This is a genomic window from Pseudomonas sp. AN3A02, assembly GCF_011765255.1.
GTDB lineage: Bacteria > Pseudomonadota > Gammaproteobacteria > Pseudomonadales > Pseudomonadaceae > Aquipseudomonas.
This window is the reverse complement of record NZ_JAARNI010000002.1, coordinates 229,654-251,950: the sequence shown is the minus strand read 5'-3', so window position 1 is coordinate 251,950 and position 22,297 is coordinate 229,654. Positions and strand designations below refer to the sequence as shown.

The following is a 22,297-nucleotide window of genomic DNA, read 5'->3' as shown; positions in this document are numbered from 1 at the left end:
CCGGCAACAAATCGTCGGGCCTATATTCGTCATGCTTTTTCTGTTCTGGAAACTGTCGCTGCAAGTTGGCTGGTAAATTCATAAATTTCGGTGGTGAGGGAGCTGATGTGGTGATTAGTATCGATTGATATCCATGTGGTGGGGCTGCCAACAAATTTGCCTTGGCTGCACTCCATTATACGGAAGTCTCCCCAGCTGAAGTTAGCACCCATATAGTGATGCGAATCAACGATTGCTTTTGCCAAAACGTTGTTTTGAGCTGTTTTGTTATCCTGCCTTAACGAATGTCCTCTGGCTATAAAATAGCTGTTTTCAATCGTGTAGCGTATTTTTCCGTTCATATCGGGTGCGATAATGTTCTCCGCTGCCCTTGGATTGCGAACACCGTAGTCGCCAAAATACAAGCTAGCATTTGGGAATGCTTGCAAAAAACCTTTCCAAGCCAAAATTTCCTTTCTGAATATAGTTCCAGAAGAATCTTTTGTTTTTACGGCTAAATTCACCGATGCTGGAATGGAGCTACCAATTACTATTATATAAGTGAATCCTAATGAACGCATATGTTCGTAAGCATGTTGTATTGTTTCTATCGCATCGCTTACAGATTTATTTGAAATATCTGCTAAGTCGATTATTACAGGGGTAGACGCTGGATCTAATCCGGTCTCGACGGTAATATCTTCCAGTATTTCGTTGAAGTAGTCAGGGTCGAGCATGTCTTCAAGAGCGACACTATCTAAGCGAATGCTAAAGAATTGGCCTTCTACAAGATTAATCGACTTTATTGCCTCTTTGTATTCTACAATGTCCCAGCGATCATATCCTATGATCGGGCAAGGGATAACGCCTCGTGCAGCGAGCTGATCGATGCTGTAGTTTAAAATGTGCTCACCAGTTTCCACTGTGAAATTCGCCGGCCATTGAAAAATGTCAATCATGACCTGTTTCTTTGGAGTGGCTTTTGACACGGCAAGAGAGCATTTTTCAACATACTCTTTGAAAGGAGTATTTGTACGCTTTATAGCCGTTTCTAACTGCTTGCCACCTAATTTCGCAAGTTCGATAATCGGCGTGGTGCGAGCAAGAACACTGGGCGAAAGTTTGCTCAGAGCTTCTAGTTCGCCTTTTTTTGCTTTCAAAATTGGAAAGTATTGATTGTTCATCACAAGGTACCTTAAGGTTCAGATCTGAAAAGCTTTCTCACTTCGCCTTGTCCGACGAGGTCAGAAAACAGATTATAGTTGCCGCTTTCTTGCCTTAATCTTCCAGCGATTATTGCTGGATGTATTCTCAAGTCCTGAGAGAGCTGTAGGATAGTTTCTTTACTAGGACTCAAATAAGCCTCAGATCTTTTCCATATGGCTCTTGGGATGAAAGTCTCACGGGCTATTCTATTGGCTTCGGCTTCTCTCCTATCATCGGATGGTGTTTCTAAATCATCGAGTATTGCTTCAGAGTTGTCCTCCACATGTTTCCATATGTGAGCAACTTCATGTATCAGTGTAAACCAGAAGTTATCTATTCTATCGTATCTTAAGGTTAGGCCAATTATAGGTGTTCCATCACTATCTTGTAAGGCTGCTCCATCTAGCATTGTTCCTTTAAGGTGAGGTTCTATAATTACGGATACTCCTATTTCCTCCAGTAAATTAACCGCTAGCAGAGGGCCGTTTTCATATCTGCTTAAATGTGATAGTTCTTTGATGAAGCTGTTGTCTATTGAGTCTTTTTTATAATTTGTATTTTTACGTGTTGCACGAGACTTTTGGATGATTCGGGCTACCCATGCATAAAGCGTGTAATGGGTCGTCGGTGTTGCTGCTTCACCTTTGAGCGTTCTCCTGAATGAAGCTCCGCTTGCTTGTAACCCCATTTCAGATATAAAGTTTTTAACTATGTCTTCGGCGGTGATCTTTGCTTTTTCGGTTGCTTTTAGAATCCAACCTCTTGTCACCATTTCAGTGAACGGAAATTTTTTCCAGTCTATGCTTTCTTTATTTGAGGAGCTTTCTATTTCGGAAAGCCCGATTAAAGTGTCTGTTGATATTCCTAACCCTATTGCGAGTGCTCTTATCATTGGGACTGTAAGAGGGCGTTTGCGTGAAAGTATCTCAGATACGCGGCTTCTAGTGCCGAAGTATGGGACTAGGTCTGCTTGTTTTAAGCCTTTTTCTTCCATCCTGAATAGGATGGCATCGATAGGGTCAGGACTCTCTACAGGATATTTTTGTTTTTCATAATCTTCAATAAGTATGGAGAGCAATTCAAGCTCGTCACTTTCTTTAGTGCCCGGCTTGGGCATCGAGTGAACAAGTTGTTGTACTTTTTCAAAGTACGCTTGGTACTGTTGTTCAGTACGGATAATTTTTGCTTCTAAAATATTCATAGCTTTTTAATCGGAGCAGTGATGATGGCAATGCCTTGAGCGAAGGCAATCGTCAGTTCAATAAAGTAACGGGAAGAGCAAACACAGAACGAAAAGTGTCCTTCCTTTACTTTTTGAGCACTAGGATATTGTTCAATCAATTCATCGGGGCTTTTCCAGTTGGCATTAGCGATCTCGCTGACCCAGCTGGAAATCCATTTATCGATTTGCTCGCTTTTCCCTTTCAAGGGAAGGAGCTTGTCACGCCCTAGCAGTCTCATGATCACGTATTTTTTGTTCCCAATTTGGGAACAAATTACTCTTGGTTCTATAGGACGTCAAGCGTTTGTTCCCAAATTGGGAACGCGCTCGATGCCTCATAGATCATGAGATTTCAAGCGAGTGCTTGTTCTGGAGGTGAACCTTTCGTTCACTAGCTTGGTGGCGGGCTTGGTCTATCCATCGCTCCAGATTTTTCGTTTCTTCGGCACAAGATCATAGCTCTGCTGAATCAGCCCCGCGACGAGGCGAATCATCTGGTTAGCCGTGTCCGGCTCGTCACGCATTTTTTTGTACAAAACGCTTCCGTTCATCTCGTTGAATGGCTTGAAACTGTCGATATCCACGTAGCAGATCACTGACTCACGCTGTTGCTGCAACAACCGCGTCAGGCACTGCTGGATCGGTACGTTGCCCGGCAGCAAGGTCAGCGGGTTGGCGTAGCGCGCCTGCTGGATTTTCAGCTCGGTAATCAGCTTGAGCACGTCGATCACCCGGCCCAGCCCCAGGTAATCACCGTTGAGGGTGATGATGAAATCTTCCTCGATGCGCTGGCGTGCGCGGCTGGTGAGCAGGCGGCTGACTTGCTGCAAGGACTGGCTCACCTCCACGGCGAGGAAGTCATCACTCATCAAGCGGCTGATGGGCTTGCGGGCGAACAGGTCGGTAGCAAACGGCTTGAGCAGGGCGTCCGACAACGAGTGCCGGTGCACGATGCCGATTGGATGGCCACGCTCATCCAGCACCGCCAGGGAGTTGAGGTTGGCCTGGCGCCGGAAGGCTTCCAGCACCTGCGCCGTGGCGGTGTGCTGGCCCACCGCCGGTTGTTCGTTGAGCAGGGCGCTGAGGTCGCTGCCTTCGTCATTCAGCGCGACGTTGGCGCTGTCCGGCTTTGGCAGCATCAGCCGGGCTTCCTGCGGCGGATGTTCCTGGGGGCGGCAGAGCAGGTAGCCCTGCACCAGGTCGACGCCCATCTCGGTGAGCACCGCCAACTCTTCCGGCAATTCGATGCCTTCGGCGATGACCTGGGCCCGGGAGGCCTTGGCGATTTGCAGGATCGAGCCGACAAATTCGCGCTTGAGGGCGTCCTGGTGGATGCCGTCGATAAAATGCCGGTCGATCTTCACGTAGTCCGGGCGCAATTCCGACCACAGCCGCAGGCTGGAATAGCCGGCACCCAGGTCATCCAGGGCAATCGAAAAGCCCATGTCGCGGTAATGATGCAGCGCGGTTTGCAGCAGTTGAAAGTCGTCGGTCGGGGTTTGCTCGGTCAGTTCGATCACCACCTGGCTGGGCGGGATGCCGAAATCGCTGAGCAGTTGCAGGGTGCGGCCGGGCTGGTGCGCGGTTTCCAGCAGGGATTCGGGCGAGACGTTAAGGAACAGCTTGCCCGGTAGCTTCTGGTCGCTGAACCGTCGGCAGGCACTTTCCCGGCAGACCATCTCCAGCTCGCTGAGGCGCCCGGCATGGCGGGCAACGGAGAACAGCGCGATAGGCGAGTGCAGCGGGCTGTTGGACGGGCCACGGCTGAGGGCCTCGTAACCGACCACGCGTCGCTCGGACAGAGAAATGATCGGTTGGAACAGGCTGTGCAAACTGCCTTGAGCCAGGATTGAGCCCAATGCATTCAGCTGTTCGGTCATGGTCATGATTTTCTCGGGTCGAAAAAAAAGGACCTGCTTGGGCAGGTCCTTCATTTCACGACAGAATGATGTCTATTTGATGACACTCCGGGGAGCGTTCACATTAAATTGCCATCATTTACTGCTTGGCCACCGTCTTACTGATTTTCAAGTAATCCAGCAGGATCCGCCCGGTCTCGCTCAGGTAGGCATCATCTTCCGGCTTGGTTTTATCAGGCTCGGCGGCGATCGCGTCTTCGTCTTCTTTCTTCAGTTCCTTGAGTGGAGCTTCGCCTTTGGCCTTGCGGCGGGCGTTCTCCAGCACCAGTTGCTGATTCTCGATGTCGGTGTGCTGCGCACGACGATCGGCTTCGTTCAGGCTGACGGTTTTCTCTTCCATCAACTTCTTGGCCAGGGCCAGTTTGTCGCGGATGAAGATGAACTCGGCATCCTTGGCGGAGCGGGTATCGTGATCAGTTTTCAACTGCGCGACGTACGGTTTGAACGGGTCCACCGCCGGCTTGATCGCAGGACGGATGGTGTCCCACGGCATGGCCTCGGGCAGGGCGCTCTCGCCGATTTCCTTGGTGTCGATGATCGACGGGAAATCGATATCCGGCAGTACGCCCTGATGCTGGGTGCTCTGCCCGGAAACCCGGTAGAACTTGGCCAGGGTCAGTTTCAGCTCGCCATGGTTCAGCGGCTGGATGGTCTGCACGGTGCCTTTGCCGAAGGTCTGGCCGCCGATAATCAGCGCCCGGTGGTAGTCCTGCATCGCGCCGGCGAAAATCTCCGAAGCCGATGCCGAGAGGCGGTTGACCAGCAACGCCATCGGCCCTTTGTAGAAGGCACCCGGGTTCTCGTCTTCCAGCACGTCTACACGGCCGTCAGCGTTACGCACCAGTACGGTCGGACCCTTGTCGATAAACAGACTGGTCAGCTCGGTGGCTTCCTGCAGGGAGCCGCCGCCGTTGTTGCGCAGGTCGATGACCACGCCGTCGACTTTTTCCTTCTGCAGTTCTGTCAGGATTTTCTTAACGTCGCGGGTGGTGCTCTTGTAGTCCGGATCACCGGCGCGGAACGCTTTGAAGTCCAGGTAGAACGCCGGGATCACAACCACGCCCAGCTTGTAGTCCTTGCCATCCTGCTTGAGGTTGAGGACTTGCTTTTGGACGGCCTGGTCTTCGAGCTTCACCGCTTCACGGGTGATGGACACGATCTTGCTGGTCTGGTCGTTCGGCGCGTTGGTGTGCGGAATCACTTCCAGGCGCACCACGCTGCCTTTCGGACCACGGATCAGCTTGACCACTTCATCGAGACGCCAGCCGACCACGTCGACCATCTCTTTGTCGGCCTGGGCCACACCGATGATCTTGTCGGCCGGAGCAACCTGCTTGGTCTTGTCGGCAGGACCTGCCGGCACCAGACGCACGATTTTCACCTGGTCGTTATCGCTTTGCAGGACGGCACCGATGCCTTCCAGCGACAGACTCATGTTGATATCGAAATTTTCCGCGTTATCTGGTGACAGATAATTGGTGTGCGGGTCGTAGGACATTGCGAAGGTGTTGATGTAGGCCTGGAAGATATCTTCGGCACGGGTCTGATCCAGACGTGCCAGCTGATTCTTGTAGCGCTTGGTCAACAGTTCCTGAATGGCCTTCGGCTCTTTGCCGGCGATCTTCAAGCGCAGGACTTCATCCTTGACGCGTTTGCGCCACAGGTCGTCCAGCTCGGCTTCGGTGGTCAGCCAAGGAGCGTCCTTGCGGTCAACCAGCAAGGTCTCTTTCTTGGTGAAGTCGAGCTTGTCGACGCCCTTGTTCAGCTCACCAATGGCGAAGTCCAGACGCGCTTTGACGCGGTCCAGGTAACGCTTGTAGATAGTGAAGCCGGGCTGCAAATCACCGCTCTTGAGGAAGTCGTCGAACTGCGTCTTCCACTTGTCGAACTCGGTGATGTCACTGGCCAGGAAATAGCTGCGCGAGGGATCCAACAGCTTGAGGTAGCTGTCGTAAATGATCACCGAGCGAGCGTCGTCCAGCGGCGGCTTGCTGTAATGATGGCGCTTGAGCAACTCAACGACGTTAAGGCTGGCAATCACCTCATCGCGATCAGGCTGAAGATTGTCCCAGCTGTTGGCTGCGAACGTATTGCTCGATAGCGGCAGAAGGCCGATACCAATAAAAAGAGCGAGGGCGGTGCTGGGGAACAAATGCTTCATGCTGATTCGACGCGGGGGCAATTGATAACGCATATTAGGCCGTCTTTGAAGTCGCCGGTTCCATATGGGCCGGTCGCATAATGCAAAAAGCCCGGCGCTACAGCAACGGGCTCAGTCCAGACTCACTATGGAGGCACTGTGAAAGCATTGCAAGGCGTTGAAGGTCATGTGGAGTGGCAAGATGAGCCGAGTCCTACATGTGATGTAGGCCAAGTTCGCATTCGTGTGGCGGCTGCGGGCCTGAATCGGGCCGATTTATTACAGCGGTCAGGGCTCTATCCACCGCCTCCAGGAGCCAGTCAGGTGCTGGGCCTGGAGTGTTCCGGGGTGATCAGCGAAGTCGGTGCTGGTTCGTCGTGGCAAGTGGGTGATCGCGTTTGCGCCTTGTTGGCTGGCGGCGGGATGGCTGAAGAAGTGGTGGTGGATGCGCGGCATGTGCTGCCGGTGCCTGAGGGCGTGTCGCTGGTGGAAGCTGCCGGGTTGCCCGAGGTGTACAGCACTGCGTGGCTGAATCTGTTCCAGCTGGCGAGCCTCAAGCCTGGGGAGAAGGTGCTGTTGCATGCTGGCGCCAGTGGCGTGGGGTCGGCGGCGATTCAGTTGTGCAAGGCGTTTGGTAGCCCGTGCTGGGTCAGTGTGGGGTCGGCGGATCGCTTGGCGTACTGTGAAGCGCTGGGGGCTCAGGGGGGTGTGGTACGTACTGACGGCATCGAGGGGCTGAGTGATTTTGGACCGTTCGATGTGATTCTTGACCCGGTGGGCGGGAACTATGCTGCGTTGAATCTCAAGCTCGCGGCGCGTGATGGGCGCTGGGTGTTGATTGGCTTGATGGGCGGCCGTGAGGCGCAGATCGATTTTGCGCAGGTGTTGGCCAAGCGTGTGCAGGTGTTGGGGTCGACGTTGCGTAGCCGGGATGATCAGTTCAAGGCTGACCTGTTCAGTGACTTGAGCCAGCATGTATGGCCGTTGTTTGCCGAGGGTCGTTTGAGTCCGCAATTGGCCAAGACGTTTGCGATCAAGGATGCCGAGGCTGCGTTTGCGGAACTGGCGACTAATCAGATTTCCGGGAAGCTGGTGTTGGTGATTGACGAGAGTCTGACCTGATTTCAGATGCATCATTTGTGTTGGGGGGGAGTTGGGCTGGGTGTATATCCGTTATTTGGGTGATGGCTGGTATTGGTTCCGCTCTTACAGCGGCTCACTTTTGAACAGCGCAAAAGTAAGCAAAACGCTCTTGCCCCACCACTCGGCACCTCGCTTGGGCTCGGTGTGCCCGAACGAAGGCTTTGGAGCGTGGGCCGCCGCGATGGGCCATCCTTGGCCCAGCGCGGCTAACCCGGCGTCCTGCCGGGTTACCCACGCTCCAAAGCCTGCGTTCGGCCAGCGTGGTTTAACGGGGCGCCTAAGATCAAGATCAAAAGCAGATCAAGGGCACAGCGGCGGCCTGCAGGCCGGCTTGAGTGTGGTGAAGCAAAGGCAACAGCAAAATCAGAAGCTAAAGCGGGCACGGTCCAAATGTGGGAGCGGGCTTGCTCGCGAAGGCCGTTAACGATGACGYTGGCATCCTGAATGAACGCGGCGCCCTCAGGTTTTTCGCGAGCAAGCCCGCTCCCACAGAAAAGCAGCTCTGCTTTCGCTCTCGATCTTGCCTCTGCTTCTAACACTCAAGCCGGCCGGGAGGCCGCTGTGCTCTGCTTTTGATCTGCTTTTGATCTTGATCTGACTGCCCCATTCAGCCCGAGGCCGAACGCAGGTATTGCGGAGCGGGTAAACCGGCAGGACGCCGGTTTAGCCGCGCCGGGCCATGGATGGCCCGTCGCGGCGGCCCGCGGAGCAATACCGGAGTGAGGGAACACCGAGCCTAGGCGAGGTGCCGACAGGCGGGGCAGAGCGTTTTGGTTACTTTTGCGCTTTTCAAAAGTGACCCGCTGTAAGAGCGGAACCCTAAGCGGCCTTTACCTAAATAACGGATATGTACGCAATTTCACGGCAGTCAACCTGCAACACCAGGCCCATCACCCAAGCCAGGGATTGGCCGCCAGATGCCCCCGCTCAAACACCTTGATCTGCTCGCTGCGCTGCAACGTCGTGCCAATGGCATCCAGCCCCAGCAACAACGCAGTCTTGCGCAACGTATCAATCTGAAACCCAATCACCTGCCCGTCCGCCAAAAGAATCTCCTGCGCCTCAAGGTCCACGCTGATCTGCGCCTGTTCAGGCTGACTCACCGTCTGCCCCAACCGCTGCAACACCGCCTCCTCCAGCGTGATCAACAACACCCCATTACGCTGGCAGTTGTCATAGAAAATCCCCGCAAAGCTACTGCCGATCAGCGCGCGAATGCCCATCTGCTTCAAGCCCCACACCGCATGCTCCCGGCTGGAACCACAGCCAAAATTCGGCCCCACCACCATAAAGCTCGCGCCCCGCCAGGCTGACTGGTTCAGCACAAACTCCGGATTTGGTTCGCCCGACGCCAAAAAGCGCAAATCAAAGAACAAACCGCGATCCAGCCCGTTACGGTCGATGCCCTTGAGAAACTGCTTGGGCATGATCACGTCGGTGTCGATATTGGCCGCTAGCATCGGCGCGGCCTTGCCGGTGATCCGGGTGAAAGGTTGCAGGCTCATGTGCGGTCTCCAAAGTGGCGAATGTCCGTCAGGCGGCCGGTGATGGCGGCGGCTGCAACCATGGCCGGGCTCATCAGGTGAGTGCGGGCTCCCGCACCCTGGCGGCCTTCGAAGTTGCGGTTGGTGCTGGAGGCGCAGCGGTCGCCCGCCTCCAGCACGTCGTCGTTCATTGCCAGGCACATCGAGCACCCGGACTGGCGCCATTCAAACCCGGCCTCGATAAAGATCGCAGCAAGGCCTTCGGCTTCGGCCTGGTCACGCACTTCGGTGGAGCCCGGCACGATCATCGCCCGCACGTGATCGGCCACGTGCTTGCCGCGCACCACGCTGGCGGCATCGCGCAGGTCTTCGATGCGGGCGTTGGTGCAGGAGCCGATAAACGCATGGCTGATGACGATCTCACTCAACGGCATGCCGGCTTCCAGGCCCATGTAGTTCAGGGCGCGGCGCATGTCCTGGCGCAGGATCAGGTCGCTGACGTCTTGCGGGTCTGGCACGCGGGCGCCGATGGGCGCGGCCTGGTCAGGGCTGGTGCCCCAGGTGACCATCGGCTCCAGGCCGGTGGCGTCCAGTTGCACTTCGAGGTCGAACAACGCGTCGGCATCCGAGTGCAGTTGGCGCCAGCCCACCAGGGCGCGCTCCCACAACTCGCCCTTCGGCGCGCGGGGTTTGCCCTTGAGGTAGGTGAACACTTTTTCATCCGGCGCCATGAAGGCGCCGCGGGCGCCCGCTTCTACCGCCATATTGCAGATGGTCATGCGCGCCTCGACACTCAGGGCATCGATGGTCGAACCGCAAAACTCAATGGCGTAGCCGGTGGCTCCCGAAGCGCCGATCTTGCCGATCAGCGCCATGATCACGTCTTTGGAAGTCAGGCCGTGGGCCAGTTCGCCGTCCACGGTCACGCGCATGCTTTTCAGGCGCTTGTAGACCAGGGTTTGCGAGGCCAGCAAATGCTCGATTTCCGAGGTGCCAATGCCAAAGCCGAACGCGCCCAAGGCACCGTAAGTGGTGGTGTGGCTGTCGCCGGCAGCGATCACCATGCCCGGCAGGATAAAACCCTGCTCCGGGGCGATCACATGTTCGATGCCTTGGCGCTTGTCGAGAATATCCAGCAGCTCAATCCCGAAGTCACGGCAGTTTTCCGCCAGGTACGACACTTGGCGCTCGCCGCCAGCATCCGGCATGGTCGCGATGCGCTTGGGCGTGGTGGGGTTCACATGGTCGACCACCGCCAGCGCCGTGCCGGGGCGCCATACGCCACGGCCCGCCTCGCGCAAGCCGCTGAAGGCTTGCGGGCTGGTGTATTCATTGATCACCTGGCGGTCGATGTACAGCAGCACATGGCCCTGGTCATCCAGGCGGCACACCGTGTGGGAGTCGATGTGTTTGTCGTAGAGGGTTCTGGCAGAAGTCATTATTGGGCTCGCTCAACGGTATGGCTCCATCATAGGCAGCGCCCCCGCCCCATCAATCCCGCCTTGGTGATGACTCGGAACATGTTTCGTGTTGCATGAATGGCTATCTGAAACATTTACTTTCATATCCGCCTTAGGGTTTTGCATTTCTCATCCGTCTTAACTTAGATACAGCCGCTCGCGTCAGCAAAAGCTACGGGCGGCGTTTTCCGGGCCTTTACTGCCCCCCTCCGATCAAGACCCTCATTCACATGTCGAAGAAGTCACGCTCAAAACTCTGGTTTCTCGTGCACAGCTGGCTGGCATTGCCCATCTGGTTCTTTGTGCTGATCGTCTGCGTCACTGGCACCCTGGCGGTGGTCAGCCAGGAGATCGTCTGGCTGGCCAACCCGGACATCCGCGCCAGCAAGCCGTCGGACGATGCCGAACTGCTCAGCTACGAACAAGTCATCGAGGCCATGAACCGCGCCGAGCCGCAGACCATCGTTAAATCCCTGAGCCGCCCCGACGAGTCGCATTTCGCCCTGACGTCGAACGTGGCCTATCCCGACGGACGCACCGTAGAAGTGTTCGTCAACCCCTACACGGGGGTGATCCAGGGGATCGCCCCGTCGTTCGACTTCCAACAATTCACCCGCGCACTGCACGGCTGGTGGCTGGTGCCGTTCACCAACGGTTTCAGTTGGGGCTGGTACCTGGTCTCGTTGCTGGGTTTGCCGCTGCTGGCCTCGCTGGTTACGGGCCTGGTGGTCTACAAGCGTTTCTGGAAAGGCTTTTTCAAGCCGACCCTGCGTTTCAACCATGGCGCGCGAATCTTCTGGGGTGACTTTCACCGATTGAGCGGGATCTGGTCGATCTGGTTTATTGCAGTCATTTCCATAACCGGCACCTGGTTTCTGATTCAGGCGATTCTCTTCGATAACCAGATCTCGATTTCCAGTGAACCAATTGTCCCGGTGATCACCCGGGACAAGGTGCCCCTGTCCAGCCCAGGCGTGCGTGCGCCGATGATTCCCCTGGACGAGGCAATCGACATCGCCACCCAGCGCATTCCAGGCCTGGAAGCCAGTTTCGTCAGCCTGCCGGCGACGGCCTATAGCCATTTGATGATTGGTGGCCGGGGCTGGTACCCGCTGATGTACCAAACCGCGCAAATCAACCCTTACAACGGCGAAATCGCCGCCTCGCACCTGCTGTCCGACCGCTCCGGCCTGGAGTTCGTCACCGAATCCATGCGCCCGCTGCACACCGGGGATTTTGGCGGACTGTGGATCAAGATGATCTGGTTCTTCTTCGGTTTGGTACTGAGCATGATGGTCTTAAGCGGTCTGCTGATCTGGAGCAAACGCACGGCGCTGGCCACGCTCAACGCACTCAAGCGTGGCGCCAAGGTGCGCCGGCAACCGCTGGAAAATCCGCTTGGACAGGCTGAAACCACGGAGGGCAACCGATGAACAAGGCCACGACGATTAACCCGCCCTCTCCCCTGCGTGCCTTCTGGCTCAAGTGGCGCTTCCACATCAATATCCTGCTGATTCTGGTGCCCCTGGGCTTTATGCCCAAGTACTTTGCCGACGCCGCGCTGTTTCGCGGTGACAGCGGTCTTGGCGAGCGGGAGATCGGCGAAGTGCAGGTCGGCCCATGGAGCGTGAAGCTCGCCGAACTGCGTAACGAGGCCCCGCGCCCCGACCCGGCGGGGCCGATGAAATCCTTCAATGCCGCCCTGTGCGCCACGTGCATCGACCAGGTCAAGGCGACCTACCTGCGCATCGGCAAGCCTCGCAGCCTGCGGGCCGCCGGAGTGATCTTCTTCGGTACACCGTATCGCATGGGCGCCATGCTGCCGATCCCCGAACGCACACCACTGGACGCCGAAGTGTGGATCACCATGGAAGGCTGGGACGGCGCCATGCACCAGGCGTCCGTTCCCTTGAGCCAGGCATCGCCGGCCACCATCGACTGGCTGAAAAAACGAGGAGTTAAACCATGACTTTGCCGCAACTGGCCCGCGCCTGTGGCGTGCTGATCCTCGGCGCCGGTTTCAGTACCGTCGCCCTCGCCCACAACCCGATGTGCGAATGCAAGGAAATCCCCGGCGAGCAGATCCAGTGCACCGGCGGTTTCTCCGATGGCAGCGGCGCCCCCGGCGTGACCCTGGATGTGATCGGCTATGACGAAACCATCCTGGTGCCCGGCAAGCTGGGTGAAGACTCGAAGCTGACCTTCAAGAAACCGTCCGCCGAGTTCTACGTGTTGTTTGATGCGGGCCCCGGCCACGTTGTGGAAATCGACCAAGCGGATATCCAGCCCCAATGAGCCGTACAACCCAAGTCGTGCGCCCTGCCGGTGCCGGCCATGAAACCCTGTATGTCCTGCTGTTGTGCCTGATCATCCTCGCCGTTGCCGGCACCGTGGTGGCCCTGCGCGGTGAAAGCCAGGAGATCGCCGCCGTGCCCAGTCACCAACTGGACGCCCGCCGCGACCTCAGCGCCGCCGAGCAAGGCATCTACGCCGACCTGCGGGTGACCCTGGATGAAATCCACTTGCTGCAGCAAGAACACAGCGCCCTGCCAACGCCTGAGCAACTGGCCGAGGAAGGTTTTGCGCCCTTCGCCCAGGACGCCAGCTCGGTGAGCCGCGGCGACCACCGCTGGCAGTTGCTGGACGCAGGCTACCTGGGCCTGAGCCAGACACCGGACCTCAGCGGTTCGTTGTTGATGCGCATCCGTGGTGCCGAGCCGGATATCTGGCTCAACCGCAGCGCCAACCTCACCGCCCCCACCGACCTCACTGACCAGGCGCTGATCAGCGCGGGCTGGCAGCAAGTGGTCGCGCAATTCGATGCCGGTGTCACCCGCCAGCATCGTCATTGAATTCACGCTGTAGCGAGAGAAGACCATGTCTATTTCATCTCCATTATTACGCCTGGTGCTGGTCGGCCTGATTACCGTGCTGCTGGCCCCATTCGCGAGTGCCGACCCTGCCAAACGCCTGCGCATCGGCATCACCCTGCACCCGTATTACAGCTACGTGGCCAATATCGTCGGGGACAAAGCTGAAGTCGTGCCGTTGATTCCGGCCGGCTTCAACCCACACGCCTACGAGCCCCGTGCCGAAGACATCAAGCGCATCGGCACGCTGGATGTGATCGTGCTCAATGGTGTCGGCCATGACGATTTCGCCGACCGCATGATCGCCACCAGTGAGCATCCGGACATCCCGGTGATCGAGGCCAACGCCAACGTGCCGCTGCTGGCCGCCACCGGCAACGCCGCGCGCGGTGCCGGCAAGGTGGTCAACCCGCACACCTTCCTGTCCATCAGCGCCTCGATTGCCCAGGTGAATAACATCGCCCGGGAACTGGGCAAGCTCGACCCGGACAACGCCAAGACCTACACCCAGAACGCCCGGGCCTACGGCAAGCGCCTGCGCCAGATGCGCGCCGACGCCCTGGCCAAACTCACCAGCGCACCCAACCCCGACCTGCGGGTGGCCACGGTGCACGCGGCGTATGACTACCTGCTGCGGGAGTTCGGCCTGGAAGTCACTGCCGTGGTGGAACCGGCACATGGCATCGAACCGAGCCCCAGCCAGTTGAAGAAAACCATCGACCAACTGCGGGAGCTGGACGTGAAAGTGATCTTCTCAGAGATGGACTTCCCGTCCAGCTACGTCGACACCATCCAGCGTGAATCCGGGGTGAAGCTGTACCCGCTGTCGCACATCTCCTACGGCGACTACAGCCCTGAAAAGTACGAAGTGGAAATGACCGGCAACCTCAATACCGTGGTGCGGGCGATTCAGGAGTCCGGGGCATGACGGCGGCTGAACACTTGAGCGTGGCCAGAGTTGGCCCGACCCTCGACTTCAATAACGTGGCACTGACCCTGGGCCGTACCGTGATCCTCGACGCGGTGAGCTTCCAGGTCCAGCCCGGCAGTATTCATGCGCTGGTGGGGCCCAACGGCGGCGGAAAAAGCTCGCTGATCAAGACCCTGCTGGGGCAAACGCCGCACCAGGGCCAGTTGAGCCTGCACTGGCCGGACGCACCCGGCACCATCGGCTACGTGCCCCAGGCGCTGGAGTTCGACAGGGGCTTGCCGATGACTGTCGACGACTTCATGGCTGCGATGTGCCAGCGGCGTCCGGCGTTTCTCGGGCTGTCAAAGCACTACGCTGCCGCGATTGGCGACGCACTGGAGCGGGTCGGCATGCAGGACAAGCGCAAACGGCGCATGGGAGCCTTGTCTGGCGGTGAGCGCCAGCGCGTTCTGCTGGCACAAGGCTTGATCCCGGCGCCGCAATTGCTGGTGCTGGACGAACCGATGTCGGCGCTGGATGAAGCCGGTATCCAGGTGTTCGAGCGCTTGCTGAGCGACTGGCGCCAGGCCGGGATCACCGTGCTGTGGATCGAACACGATCTGGAAGCCGTCGGCCGCTTGGCTGACCGCGTCACCGGGCTGAACCGCCGCGTGCTGTTCGACGCTACGCCCAAGGAGGCGCTGACCCCGGACCGCCTGCTGACCCTGTTCTCCACCCACCCACGGAGCCCGGCCTTATGAGCTACGAAGCCTTTCGCTTGATGGTCCAGGGCTGGGCGTCTTCCGGGTATTTACCGGAAGCACTGGCCTATGGGTTTGTGGTCAACGCGCTGCTGGCCGGGCTGCTGATCGGCCCGGTGCTGGGCGGTTTGGGCACCCTGGTGGTGGTCAAGCGCTTTGCATTCTTTTCCGAAGCGGTGGGCCATGCTGCCTTGACCGGCGTGGCCGTGGGCATTCTGCTGGGTGAACCCTACACCGGGCCTTACGGCAGCCTGTTTGGCTACTGCCTGTTGTTCGGGATCCTGCTCAACTACTTGCGCAACCGCACCGGCCTGGCGCCGGATACCTTGATCGGCGTGTTCCTGTCGGTTTCGCTGGCCCTGGGCGCGAGCCTGCTGCTGATTCTGGCGGGCAAAATCAACGTGCACATCCTTGAAAACGTGTTGTTCGGCTCGGTGCTGACAGTGAACGGCAATGACCTGCTGGTGCTGGCGATTGTCGGCTCACTGGTGATGGCCCTGGCCCTGCCGCTGTACAACCGCATCATGCTGGCCAGCTTCAACCCGCAACTGGCGGCGGTGCGCGGGGTAGCGGTGAAGACCCTGGATTATCTGTTCGTGATCCTGGTGACGCTCATCACCGTTGCGGCAGTCAAGGTCATCGGCGCGATCCTGGTGGGTGCGTTGCTGGTGATTCCGGCGGCTGCCGCACGCCTGTTGAGCCAGTCGCTCAAAGGGTTCTTCTGGATCTCGGTGGTAATCGCCACCGTCAGCACCCTGTGCGGGATCCTGCTGCCAATCATCTTCGACCTGCCGATTCCGTCCGGTGCCGCAATCATTCTGGTAGCCGGTATTGCCTTCGCCCTCGCCGCCATCGCTCGCGGCACGGTCCCCAGCCTGAAAGGGAATCTTGGATAATGCGCCCGATTTTTCGACCACTGCTGCTGGCCCTGGCAATCGCCACACCGGCGTTCGCTGCCGACGGCGTCAAGCCTTTGCAGATCACCGCCAACCAAGGCGTCGGCCATGCCGCCCTGAACAAGGCCCACGGGTTAAAGCCGGTGAAAGTACTCGCCGCGCTGCCGATTACTTACGGCCTGGCGCAGATGCTGCTCAAAGGCACCGATGTGCAACTTGAACGCGCGGCACCGGCCAACCTGCCCGGCTCGCGGCAAGTCGCCTATTTCACCGGGCGCGGCGCACAGGCATTGAACACCCTGGCGCTGGACGCCGACGCGGCCATCGGCCTGCGCTCGTTGTGGCCGGATGACCCGCTGTATCCGGTGGCCCGGCGCAGCAATATCCGCATCATAGAAGTCGACGCTGCCCGCCCGGTGGACGGTGGTTTACCGGGGATTGCCGTGCAGCCGGGCGCCATCGACGGTTTGAACAGCCAGCCGTGGCAAGCGAGCAACAACATGGGACGCATGGCCGATGTGATGGCCGCCGACCTGAGCCGCCTGGCACCCGAGGCCAAGGTGCAGATCGAGGCCAACCTGGCCGGCCTCAAGCAACGCCTGCTCAAGCTCACGGCCGACAGCGAGGCGCGACTGGCCAAGGCCGACAACCTGACGGTGGTCAGCCTGAGCGATCACTTTGGTTACCTCGTCAGTGGCTTGAATCTGGAACTGGTCAGCACCGATGCGCGGGCCGATACCGAGTGGACACCCGAGGCGTTGCAACAACTGACTGCAAGCTTGAAGGAAAATGAGGTAGCCGTGGTGTTGCATCATCGTCAGCCAAGCGATGCAGTGCAGGCAGCTGTCACGGCGGGCGGGGCGAAGTTGTTGGTGCTGGGCACCGATGGCCCAGACCCGGTTGCAGAGCTGGAAGGCAATGTGGACCAGGTGATCAAGGCCCTGTAACGCGCCTCTCACAGGTCAAACACAGTAAATGTGGGAGCGGGCTTGCTCGCGAAAGCGCTGTGACAGTCAACACATACAGTGACTGACACGACGCCTTCGCGAGCAAGCCCGCTCCCACATTTGGATCTGTGTTGTGCCCGAGGTCTGGGTCAGCCCGCCAACCCGCAAGCCAAGCGATGCGGTGCAGGCGGCGGTCGCGGCAGGCGGGGCGAAGTTGCTGGTGCTGGACACCGATGGCGCCGACCCGGTGGCAGAACTGGAAGGCAATGTGGATCAGGTGATCAAGGCGCTATAACGCGCCTCTCACAAGCGAAACACAGCAAATGTGGGAGCGGGCTTGCTCGCGAAAGCGGTGTGACAGTCAACGCATAAAGTGACTGACACGGCGCCTTCGCGAGCAAGCCCGCTCCCACATTTGGATCTGTGTTGTGCCCGAGGTCTGGGTCAGCCCGCCAACGCCTGGCTGTCCATCTTCTGGCGCAGGCTCAACGGGCGCATGTCGGTCCACACTTCTTCGATGTAGGCCAGGCACTCTTTCTTCATCCCGCTCTTGCCGACGGTGCGCCAGCCTTCCGGCACGGCTTTGTAGTCGGGCCAGATGGAATATTGTTCTTCATGGTTGACCACTACCTGAAACAGGATGTCTTCGCGGTCGAATACTGAGGTCATTGCTGTTCTCCGTCGGTGTAAGGCTGGCTGCGCACCACGCACAGCTGATGTAAGAAAGAACGTGCCAGCCCGGTAAAAAATTAGAGGGTGGCGACCGCTGCCGCCAGGGCGCGACCAAAGATCTCGGCCACACGGTCGATTTCTGCGGCGGTAATCACCAACGGCGGCAGGAAACGCACAACGCTGCCATGACGACCGCCCAGTTCAAGGATCAGCCCGCGCTTGAGGCATTCACGCTGTACCAGTGGCGCCAATTGACGATGCACCGGCGGGTGGCCCTGAGTGTCCGGGGCGCCTGCGGGATCCACCAGCTCCACGCCGAGCATCAGCCCACGACCACGAATGTCCCCCAACTGCGGGAAGTCGCGCTGCAGGATGCGCAGGTGCTCCCCAAGGCGCTCGCCCATGGCGGCCGCGTGGGCGGGAATATCGTGGTCTTTAAGGTAGCGCATCACTGCCGACCCGGCGGCCATGGCCATCTGATTGCCACGGAAGGTTCCGGCATGGGCGCCCGGCAACCAGGTGTCGAGCCAGTCGCGATACACCACCACCGCCAGCGGCAGGCTGCCGCCGATCGCCTTGGACAGCACCACCACGTCCGGGACGATGCCGGCGTGTTCGAAAGCAAACATCTTGCCGGTACGACCAAAACCGCTCTGGATTTCGTCAACGATCAACGCCACTCCGGCTTGTTCGGTAATACGGCGCAGGCCACGCAGCCAGTCGAGATCGGCCGGGATCACGCCGCCCTCGCCCTGCACCACTTCAACGATCACGGCTGCCGGCAGCAAAACACCGGCCTCGGGGTCGTTGAGCAGGTTTTCCAGGTAATGCAGGTTGACCTTGACCCCTTCCGCCCCACCCAGCCCGAACGGACAACGGTAGTCGTAGGGAAACGGCAGGAATTGCACGCCATTACTGAGCAAGGCACCCAGCGGCTTTTTCGGCCCCAGGCTGCCCATCAGGCTCAGGGCGCCCTGGCTCATGCCGTGATAACCGCCCTGGAACGACAACACCGTGCTGCGTCCGGTGGCGGTGCGCACCAGTTTCAGCGCGGCTTCTACCGCATCGGTACCGGTTGGGCCGCAGAACTGGATCTTGGCTTCCCGCGCCAGCGCCGACGGCAACAGGCCGAACAGGTCCTGCACGAACTGATCCTTGACCGGTGTGGTCAGGTCCAGGGTGTGCAACGGCAATTCATCGCTCAACACCTGGCGAATGGCCTCGATCACCACCGGGTGGTTATGCCCCAGCGCCAGGGTGCCGGCGCCGGCCAGGCAGTCGATAAAGCTGCGGCCTTCGACGTCCTCGACGTAGATCCCGCGGGCGCGCTTGAGCGCCAGGGGAATGCGCCGAGGGTAGCTGCGAGCATTGGATTCCTGCTGGCGCTGGCGGGCCAGCAGCGGGGTTTCGTCGAACTGGTAGAGCGTTTCCGCAGGGACCGCTTGGGTCTCTTCAATACGGCTGGTAGCGACTGACATTTCCAGATCCCTCAATACGCTGATGATGGTGACCAAACTGCCAACCCGTTGGCGTCTGGCCCAAGGGCAACGCACGGATTTCCTGTTCTGGAAACGCATCAGCGAGGGGAGGATTTACACCCGTAGAGTTAAAACCCACATTTACGCCTGTCTATCCCCACAGGAATGTAGGAAACACCCTCATAGCCCTGTGTACTTTTCATTCAAGGCATACAGAATTGCGCAGGTCTCGCTGTCGAGTTGCCCACTGTAATCGCGAGACCGATAGTGCATCTGGAACGCCCTGACCCGCTGTCGGAAGCCCTGGCGATCCTTTGCCGGGGCGTAGCCATAGCGCTGAAACGCCCGCTCGATCTCTACTTCCGGAGGCAACCCTATGGAAAATCGCCGTTCATAGGACACCTTGGCGGGCTCATCGAACCAGGCACCCACGCCGGCTTCAAACAGACAACGCCACGGCAGGCGCGGTCCCGGGTCGCTCTTGCGCCAATAGGCAATGTCCGAATGCCCGAGAATATCGGTAGGACCGATCGCCGGGTAACGCCCCTGAATGTCGCGAATCAGTGCAATCAACACGTCGATCTGTTCAGGGCCATACGCGGAAAAGCTAAACACACCGGCTTCATCCCGGGCCTGATTGACAATTTCAATCCCGATCGAGGGGCTATTCAGGTTGTCACGCCCGGCCCAGTGGCTCGCGCCGGCATGCCAGGCGCGCTGCGCTTCGTCCACCAGGCGGAACACCCGCAGTTCGTCGTAGCCGGCGGCGCGGTAGCTGGCGTCATGAGGATCAGGCAACAGGTAGCGCGCACTGACACCGTCACGGGTCAGCGTACGCAATGACGAAGCAAAAGGCGCAGCGGTGTAATGCACAATCACCTGGCGCACGGCTTCGCCATTGCGCTGGTTAAAGTCTTTTGCGGGAAACGTGGAATCGATGACCAACATAGGCGCTGTCCTTTTCAACACAGGCTGAGTCATTCAGCCCGTTCAAACACAAAAAAATGACCGCCATCCTGAAGCGTTACGCTTGAAGATGGCGGTAGCTATTTGTGCCGTGAAAAGAAGGTTCAGCGACGCAACGGCATGCCCAGGTCGACGCGCATGCCATCGGCCTGGCTGTCGAATTTCAAGGAGCACGAGCAGCGCTGCACGATTGCCTGGACAATCGCCAGCCCCAGGCCGCATCCCGGGCTGTTGCCGTTGCGCCAGAAGCGCTGGGTCAAGTGTTGCAAGTCTTCACTGGAAATCGGCGCGCCGTGGTCACGCACCCGGAACACCACATTATCGCCAGTGCTGGACACACTCAGTTCCACCCGGGTGTCAGGCGGGGTGTGGCGCAAGGCGTTGTCCAGCAGGTTGCGCAAGGCGGCGACAGCCAGGCCCACCGGCATTTCCACCGGTTTGTCGGACAGGCCATCTGCCAGGATCAGGTCAATGCGCTGATTTTCGCCGCCATTGGCGTCCTGGATCGCCAGTTGTGCAACTTGTTCGGCACTCGATTGCAGGCCGTCATCAAACGACAGGCTACCTTCGACCCGCGCCAGCAGCAGTAACTGCTCAAGGGTGCGGTGCAAGCGATCGGCGCCTTCCTCGGCATGGGCCAGGGACTGGTCACGGGCAGCGCCTTCGGTCATGCGCGCCACTTGCAGGTGGGTCTTGATCGCCGTCAGCGGGCTGCGCAATTCGTGGGCCGCGTCACCGGTCAAGCGGCGTTCGCGCTCGATGGTCTTGGCGATGCGTTGCAGCAACTGGTTCTGGGTGTCGAGCAGCGGCTTGAGTTCGCTGGGCAGCGGGCTGATCTGCAAGGGCTCAAGGGAATCGGCACTGCGGCGCATCAAGGCGTCACGCATGCGGTTGAGCGGCAACAGGCTTTGGCCGATCCCCAGCCATAGCAGGCACAGGCAGCCCAACAGCGCCACACCCACCGGCACCGAAGCCGCCAGCAGGATCGACAGGTTCAAGGCTTCACGCTCCACCTGCCGGTCGGCGGTGGTGATAAACAAATCGCCACGGGACAGGGTGAAGCTGCGCCAGCCCACGCCATCAATCATCTGGTCGCGAAAGCCGCTCTTGCGCGACTCCAGGCCCTGGTCCGGCGTGGTGTGGCTGCGGGCGAGGACCACCCCGCGCAATGAGCTGACCTGGCACGCCATGCCACCCGGTACATTCAGTTGTTCGGCACTGAAGTGCGCGCCCTCACCCGTGCTCGACAGGCCCGGCATCTGCTCCATCAGCCCGGCGACCATGCGCGCCGACGCCACCAGGCGCTGGTCGAGGGAGAACATCATCTGGTTGCGCAAGTCGTTGAGCATCCACGCGGCAGCCAGGGCCCAGATCAGCACAAAGGCCGCGCCGAGCTTGAAGGTCAGGCGCAGGCGCAGGCTCATCACGAAGCGTCCTCTCCACCGTCAGCCGGGCCCAGGCGATAACCCAGGCCGCGCACGGTTTCGACGATGCCGTTACCGAGTTTGCGCCGCAGGTGGTGGATGTGCACATTGAGGGCGTTGCTTTCCAGTTCGTCGTTAAGCCCGTAGACGCTGTCTTTGAGCTGTTCGCTGGACAGCACCCGGCCGCGGTTTTGCAGCAGGGCCTGCAACAACGCCTGCTCGCGGCGGGACAGGTCAACCGACTCACCGCCCAGCAACGTTTCGCGGCTGCTGGGGTTGTAGGTCAGGCGCCCGTGTTCGACCAGGTGGACGCTGCGCCCGGCCACCCGGCGCAACAAGGTGTGCAGGCGCGCGGCGAGTTCCCGCAGGTCGAAGGGCTTGAGCAGGTAATCGTCGGCACCGGCCTGCAGGCCGTCGACGCGGTTGGTCACCGAATCCCGCGCGGTGAGGATCAGCACCGGAATCTCCAGGCCCTGGCTGCGCAATTGCTGCAACAGCTTCAAGCCGTCTTCATCCGGCAGGCCGAGGTCGAGTACCATCACGTCGAACTCCGCCACCTTGAGCATCGCCCGGGCAGCGGCGGCGGTGCCGACGCGCTCGACGGTCAGCCCTTGGGCGCTGAGCCCGGCAACAATGCCGCTGGCGATCAGTTCGTCGTCTTCACAGACCAGTACGTGCATGGTGAACCCTTTGCAAAATGTGAGGGTGATTAAAAAGGCAGTGGATTAAGCGCGCATTATGCCGCCAGCACGCGTAAACCCGGATAATCCCTGCTGTCTAGAATAGCCCGGTTAATCATCGGTTAATCAACGCCACACAT

At 59.0% G+C, this 22,297-nt stretch carries 20 protein-coding genes and 2 pseudogenes; 10 read left to right on the top strand and 12 right to left on the bottom strand.

What is annotated here, in order from left to right:
• Positions 1-29: 29 nt before the first annotated feature.
• From HBJ59_RS10855 to HBJ59_RS10835, 5 genes and pseudogenes are all read right to left on the bottom strand, one after another.
• Positions 30-1,163, bottom strand: a complete 1,134-nt coding sequence (locus HBJ59_RS10855; protein ID WP_167663545.1) for a beta family protein — start codon at positions 1,161-1,163, stop codon at positions 30-32.
• 11 nt (positions 1,164-1,174) lie between these two features.
• On the bottom strand, positions 1,175-2,386 hold the full coding sequence (locus HBJ59_RS10850) for an ImmA/IrrE family metallo-endopeptidase (RefSeq protein WP_167663544.1): 1,212 nt from the start codon (positions 2,384-2,386) through the stop codon (positions 1,175-1,177).
• The gene (locus HBJ59_RS10845; protein WP_167663944.1) at positions 2,383-2,646 is read right to left on the bottom strand and encodes a type II toxin-antitoxin system HigB family toxin; all 264 of its coding nucleotides are present in this window, start codon (positions 2,644-2,646) and stop codon (positions 2,383-2,385) included. The genes HBJ59_RS10850 and HBJ59_RS10845 overlap by 4 nt, the downstream gene beginning before the upstream one ends.
• A gap of 303 nt (positions 2,647-2,949) precedes the next feature.
• Positions 2,950-4,293: pseudogene (locus tag HBJ59_RS10840) on the bottom strand (EAL domain-containing protein); the annotation flags it as partial.
• Between the two features lie 112 nt (positions 4,294-4,405).
• Positions 4,406-6,487 (bottom strand): carboxy terminal-processing peptidase, encoded by a 2,082-nt coding sequence (locus tag HBJ59_RS10835; RefSeq protein ID WP_173860379.1) that lies wholly within the window; start codon positions 6,485-6,487, stop codon positions 4,406-4,408.
• Between the two features lie 138 nt (positions 6,488-6,625).
• Here HBJ59_RS10835 and HBJ59_RS10830 point away from each other — a divergent pair, with 138 nt between their 5' ends.
• Positions 6,626-7,588, top strand: a complete 963-nt coding sequence (locus HBJ59_RS10830; protein WP_076015300.1) for a zinc-binding dehydrogenase — start codon at positions 6,626-6,628, stop codon at positions 7,586-7,588.
• A gap of 911 nt (positions 7,589-8,499) precedes the next feature.
• Here the strand turns inward: HBJ59_RS10830 and leuD are convergent.
• Together leuD and leuC are read right to left on the bottom strand one after the other, a co-directional pair.
• Positions 8,500-9,114 carry a 3-isopropylmalate dehydratase small subunit gene (gene leuD / locus HBJ59_RS10825; protein WP_167663542.1) on the bottom strand — a complete coding sequence of 205 codons (615 nt, stop codon included), beginning with the start codon at positions 9,112-9,114 and terminating at the stop codon, positions 8,500-8,502.
• Positions 9,111-10,532, bottom strand: coding sequence for a 3-isopropylmalate dehydratase large subunit (leuC, locus tag HBJ59_RS10820; RefSeq protein ID WP_167663541.1), 1,422 nt, complete (start codon positions 10,530-10,532; stop codon positions 9,111-9,113). The genes leuD and leuC overlap by 4 nt, the downstream gene beginning before the upstream one ends.
• 251 nt (positions 10,533-10,783) lie before the next feature.
• On the opposite strand from leuC, the gene HBJ59_RS10815 reads away from it, so the two are divergent.
• The 9 genes and pseudogenes from HBJ59_RS10815 to HBJ59_RS10775 all read left to right on the top strand — a co-directional run.
• Positions 10,784-11,986 (top strand): PepSY domain-containing protein, encoded by a 1,203-nt coding sequence (locus HBJ59_RS10815; protein WP_167663540.1) that lies wholly within the window; start codon positions 10,784-10,786, stop codon positions 11,984-11,986.
• On the top strand, positions 11,983-12,522 hold the full coding sequence (locus HBJ59_RS10810) for a thiamine pyrophosphate-binding protein (RefSeq protein WP_167663539.1): 540 nt from the start codon (positions 11,983-11,985) through the stop codon (positions 12,520-12,522). The genes HBJ59_RS10815 and HBJ59_RS10810 overlap by 4 nt, the downstream gene beginning before the upstream one ends.
• Positions 12,519-12,848, top strand: coding sequence for a hypothetical protein (locus tag HBJ59_RS10805; protein WP_167663538.1), 330 nt, complete (start codon positions 12,519-12,521; stop codon positions 12,846-12,848). The genes HBJ59_RS10810 and HBJ59_RS10805 overlap by 4 nt, the downstream gene beginning before the upstream one ends.
• A complete protein-coding gene (locus tag HBJ59_RS10800; RefSeq protein WP_167663537.1) occupies positions 12,845-13,405 on the top strand; it encodes a DUF6162 family protein in 561 nt (186 codons plus the stop codon). Before HBJ59_RS10805 ends, HBJ59_RS10800 begins: the two co-directional genes overlap by 4 nt.
• A gap of 25 nt (positions 13,406-13,430) precedes the next feature.
• Positions 13,431-14,351, top strand: a complete 921-nt coding sequence (locus tag HBJ59_RS10795; RefSeq protein ID WP_167663536.1) for a metal ABC transporter substrate-binding protein — start codon at positions 13,431-13,433, stop codon at positions 14,349-14,351.
• Entirely contained in the window at positions 14,348-15,094 is a 747-nt protein-coding gene (locus HBJ59_RS10790) for a metal ABC transporter ATP-binding protein (RefSeq protein ID WP_167663535.1), read from the top strand. The genes HBJ59_RS10795 and HBJ59_RS10790 overlap by 4 nt, the downstream gene beginning before the upstream one ends.
• The gene (locus HBJ59_RS10785) at positions 15,091-15,990 is read left to right on the top strand and encodes a metal ABC transporter permease (protein ID WP_029300631.1); all 900 of its coding nucleotides are present in this window, start codon (positions 15,091-15,093) and stop codon (positions 15,988-15,990) included. Before HBJ59_RS10790 ends, HBJ59_RS10785 begins: the two co-directional genes overlap by 4 nt.
• Positions 15,990-16,937, top strand: a complete 948-nt coding sequence (locus tag HBJ59_RS10780) for a metal ABC transporter solute-binding protein, Zn/Mn family (RefSeq protein ID WP_167663534.1) — start codon at positions 15,990-15,992, stop codon at positions 16,935-16,937. Before HBJ59_RS10785 ends, HBJ59_RS10780 begins: the two co-directional genes overlap by 1 nt.
• Positions 16,938-17,100: 163 nt before the next feature.
• Positions 17,101-17,232, top strand: a pseudogene (locus tag HBJ59_RS10775) (metal ABC transporter substrate-binding protein); the annotation flags it as partial.
• A 149-nt stretch (positions 17,233-17,381) separates the two neighbouring features.
• Here the strand turns inward: HBJ59_RS10775 and HBJ59_RS10770 are convergent.
• The 5 genes from HBJ59_RS10770 to HBJ59_RS10750 form a co-directional block, all read right to left on the bottom strand.
• Positions 17,382-17,606, bottom strand: coding sequence for an MbtH family protein (locus HBJ59_RS10770; protein ID WP_003209001.1), 225 nt, complete (start codon positions 17,604-17,606; stop codon positions 17,382-17,384).
• 80 nt (positions 17,607-17,686) lie between these two features.
• Positions 17,687-19,087: an aspartate aminotransferase family protein gene (locus HBJ59_RS10765; RefSeq protein WP_167663533.1), complete on the bottom strand. Its 1,401-nt coding sequence runs from the start codon at positions 19,085-19,087 to the stop codon at positions 17,687-17,689.
• Between the two features lie 180 nt (positions 19,088-19,267).
• Positions 19,268-20,035, bottom strand: a complete 768-nt coding sequence (locus tag HBJ59_RS10760) for an N-acetylmuramoyl-L-alanine amidase (protein ID WP_167663532.1) — start codon at positions 20,033-20,035, stop codon at positions 19,268-19,270.
• 122 nt (positions 20,036-20,157) lie between these two features.
• Complete coding sequence (locus HBJ59_RS10755) at positions 20,158-21,477, bottom strand: ATP-binding protein (RefSeq protein WP_076015327.1); 1,320 nt, start codon at positions 21,475-21,477, stop codon at positions 20,158-20,160.
• Complete coding sequence (locus tag HBJ59_RS10750) at positions 21,477-22,157, bottom strand: response regulator (RefSeq protein WP_167663531.1); 681 nt, start codon at positions 22,155-22,157, stop codon at positions 21,477-21,479. The genes HBJ59_RS10755 and HBJ59_RS10750 overlap by 1 nt, the downstream gene beginning before the upstream one ends.
• Between the last annotated feature and the right edge of the window lie 140 nt (positions 22,158-22,297).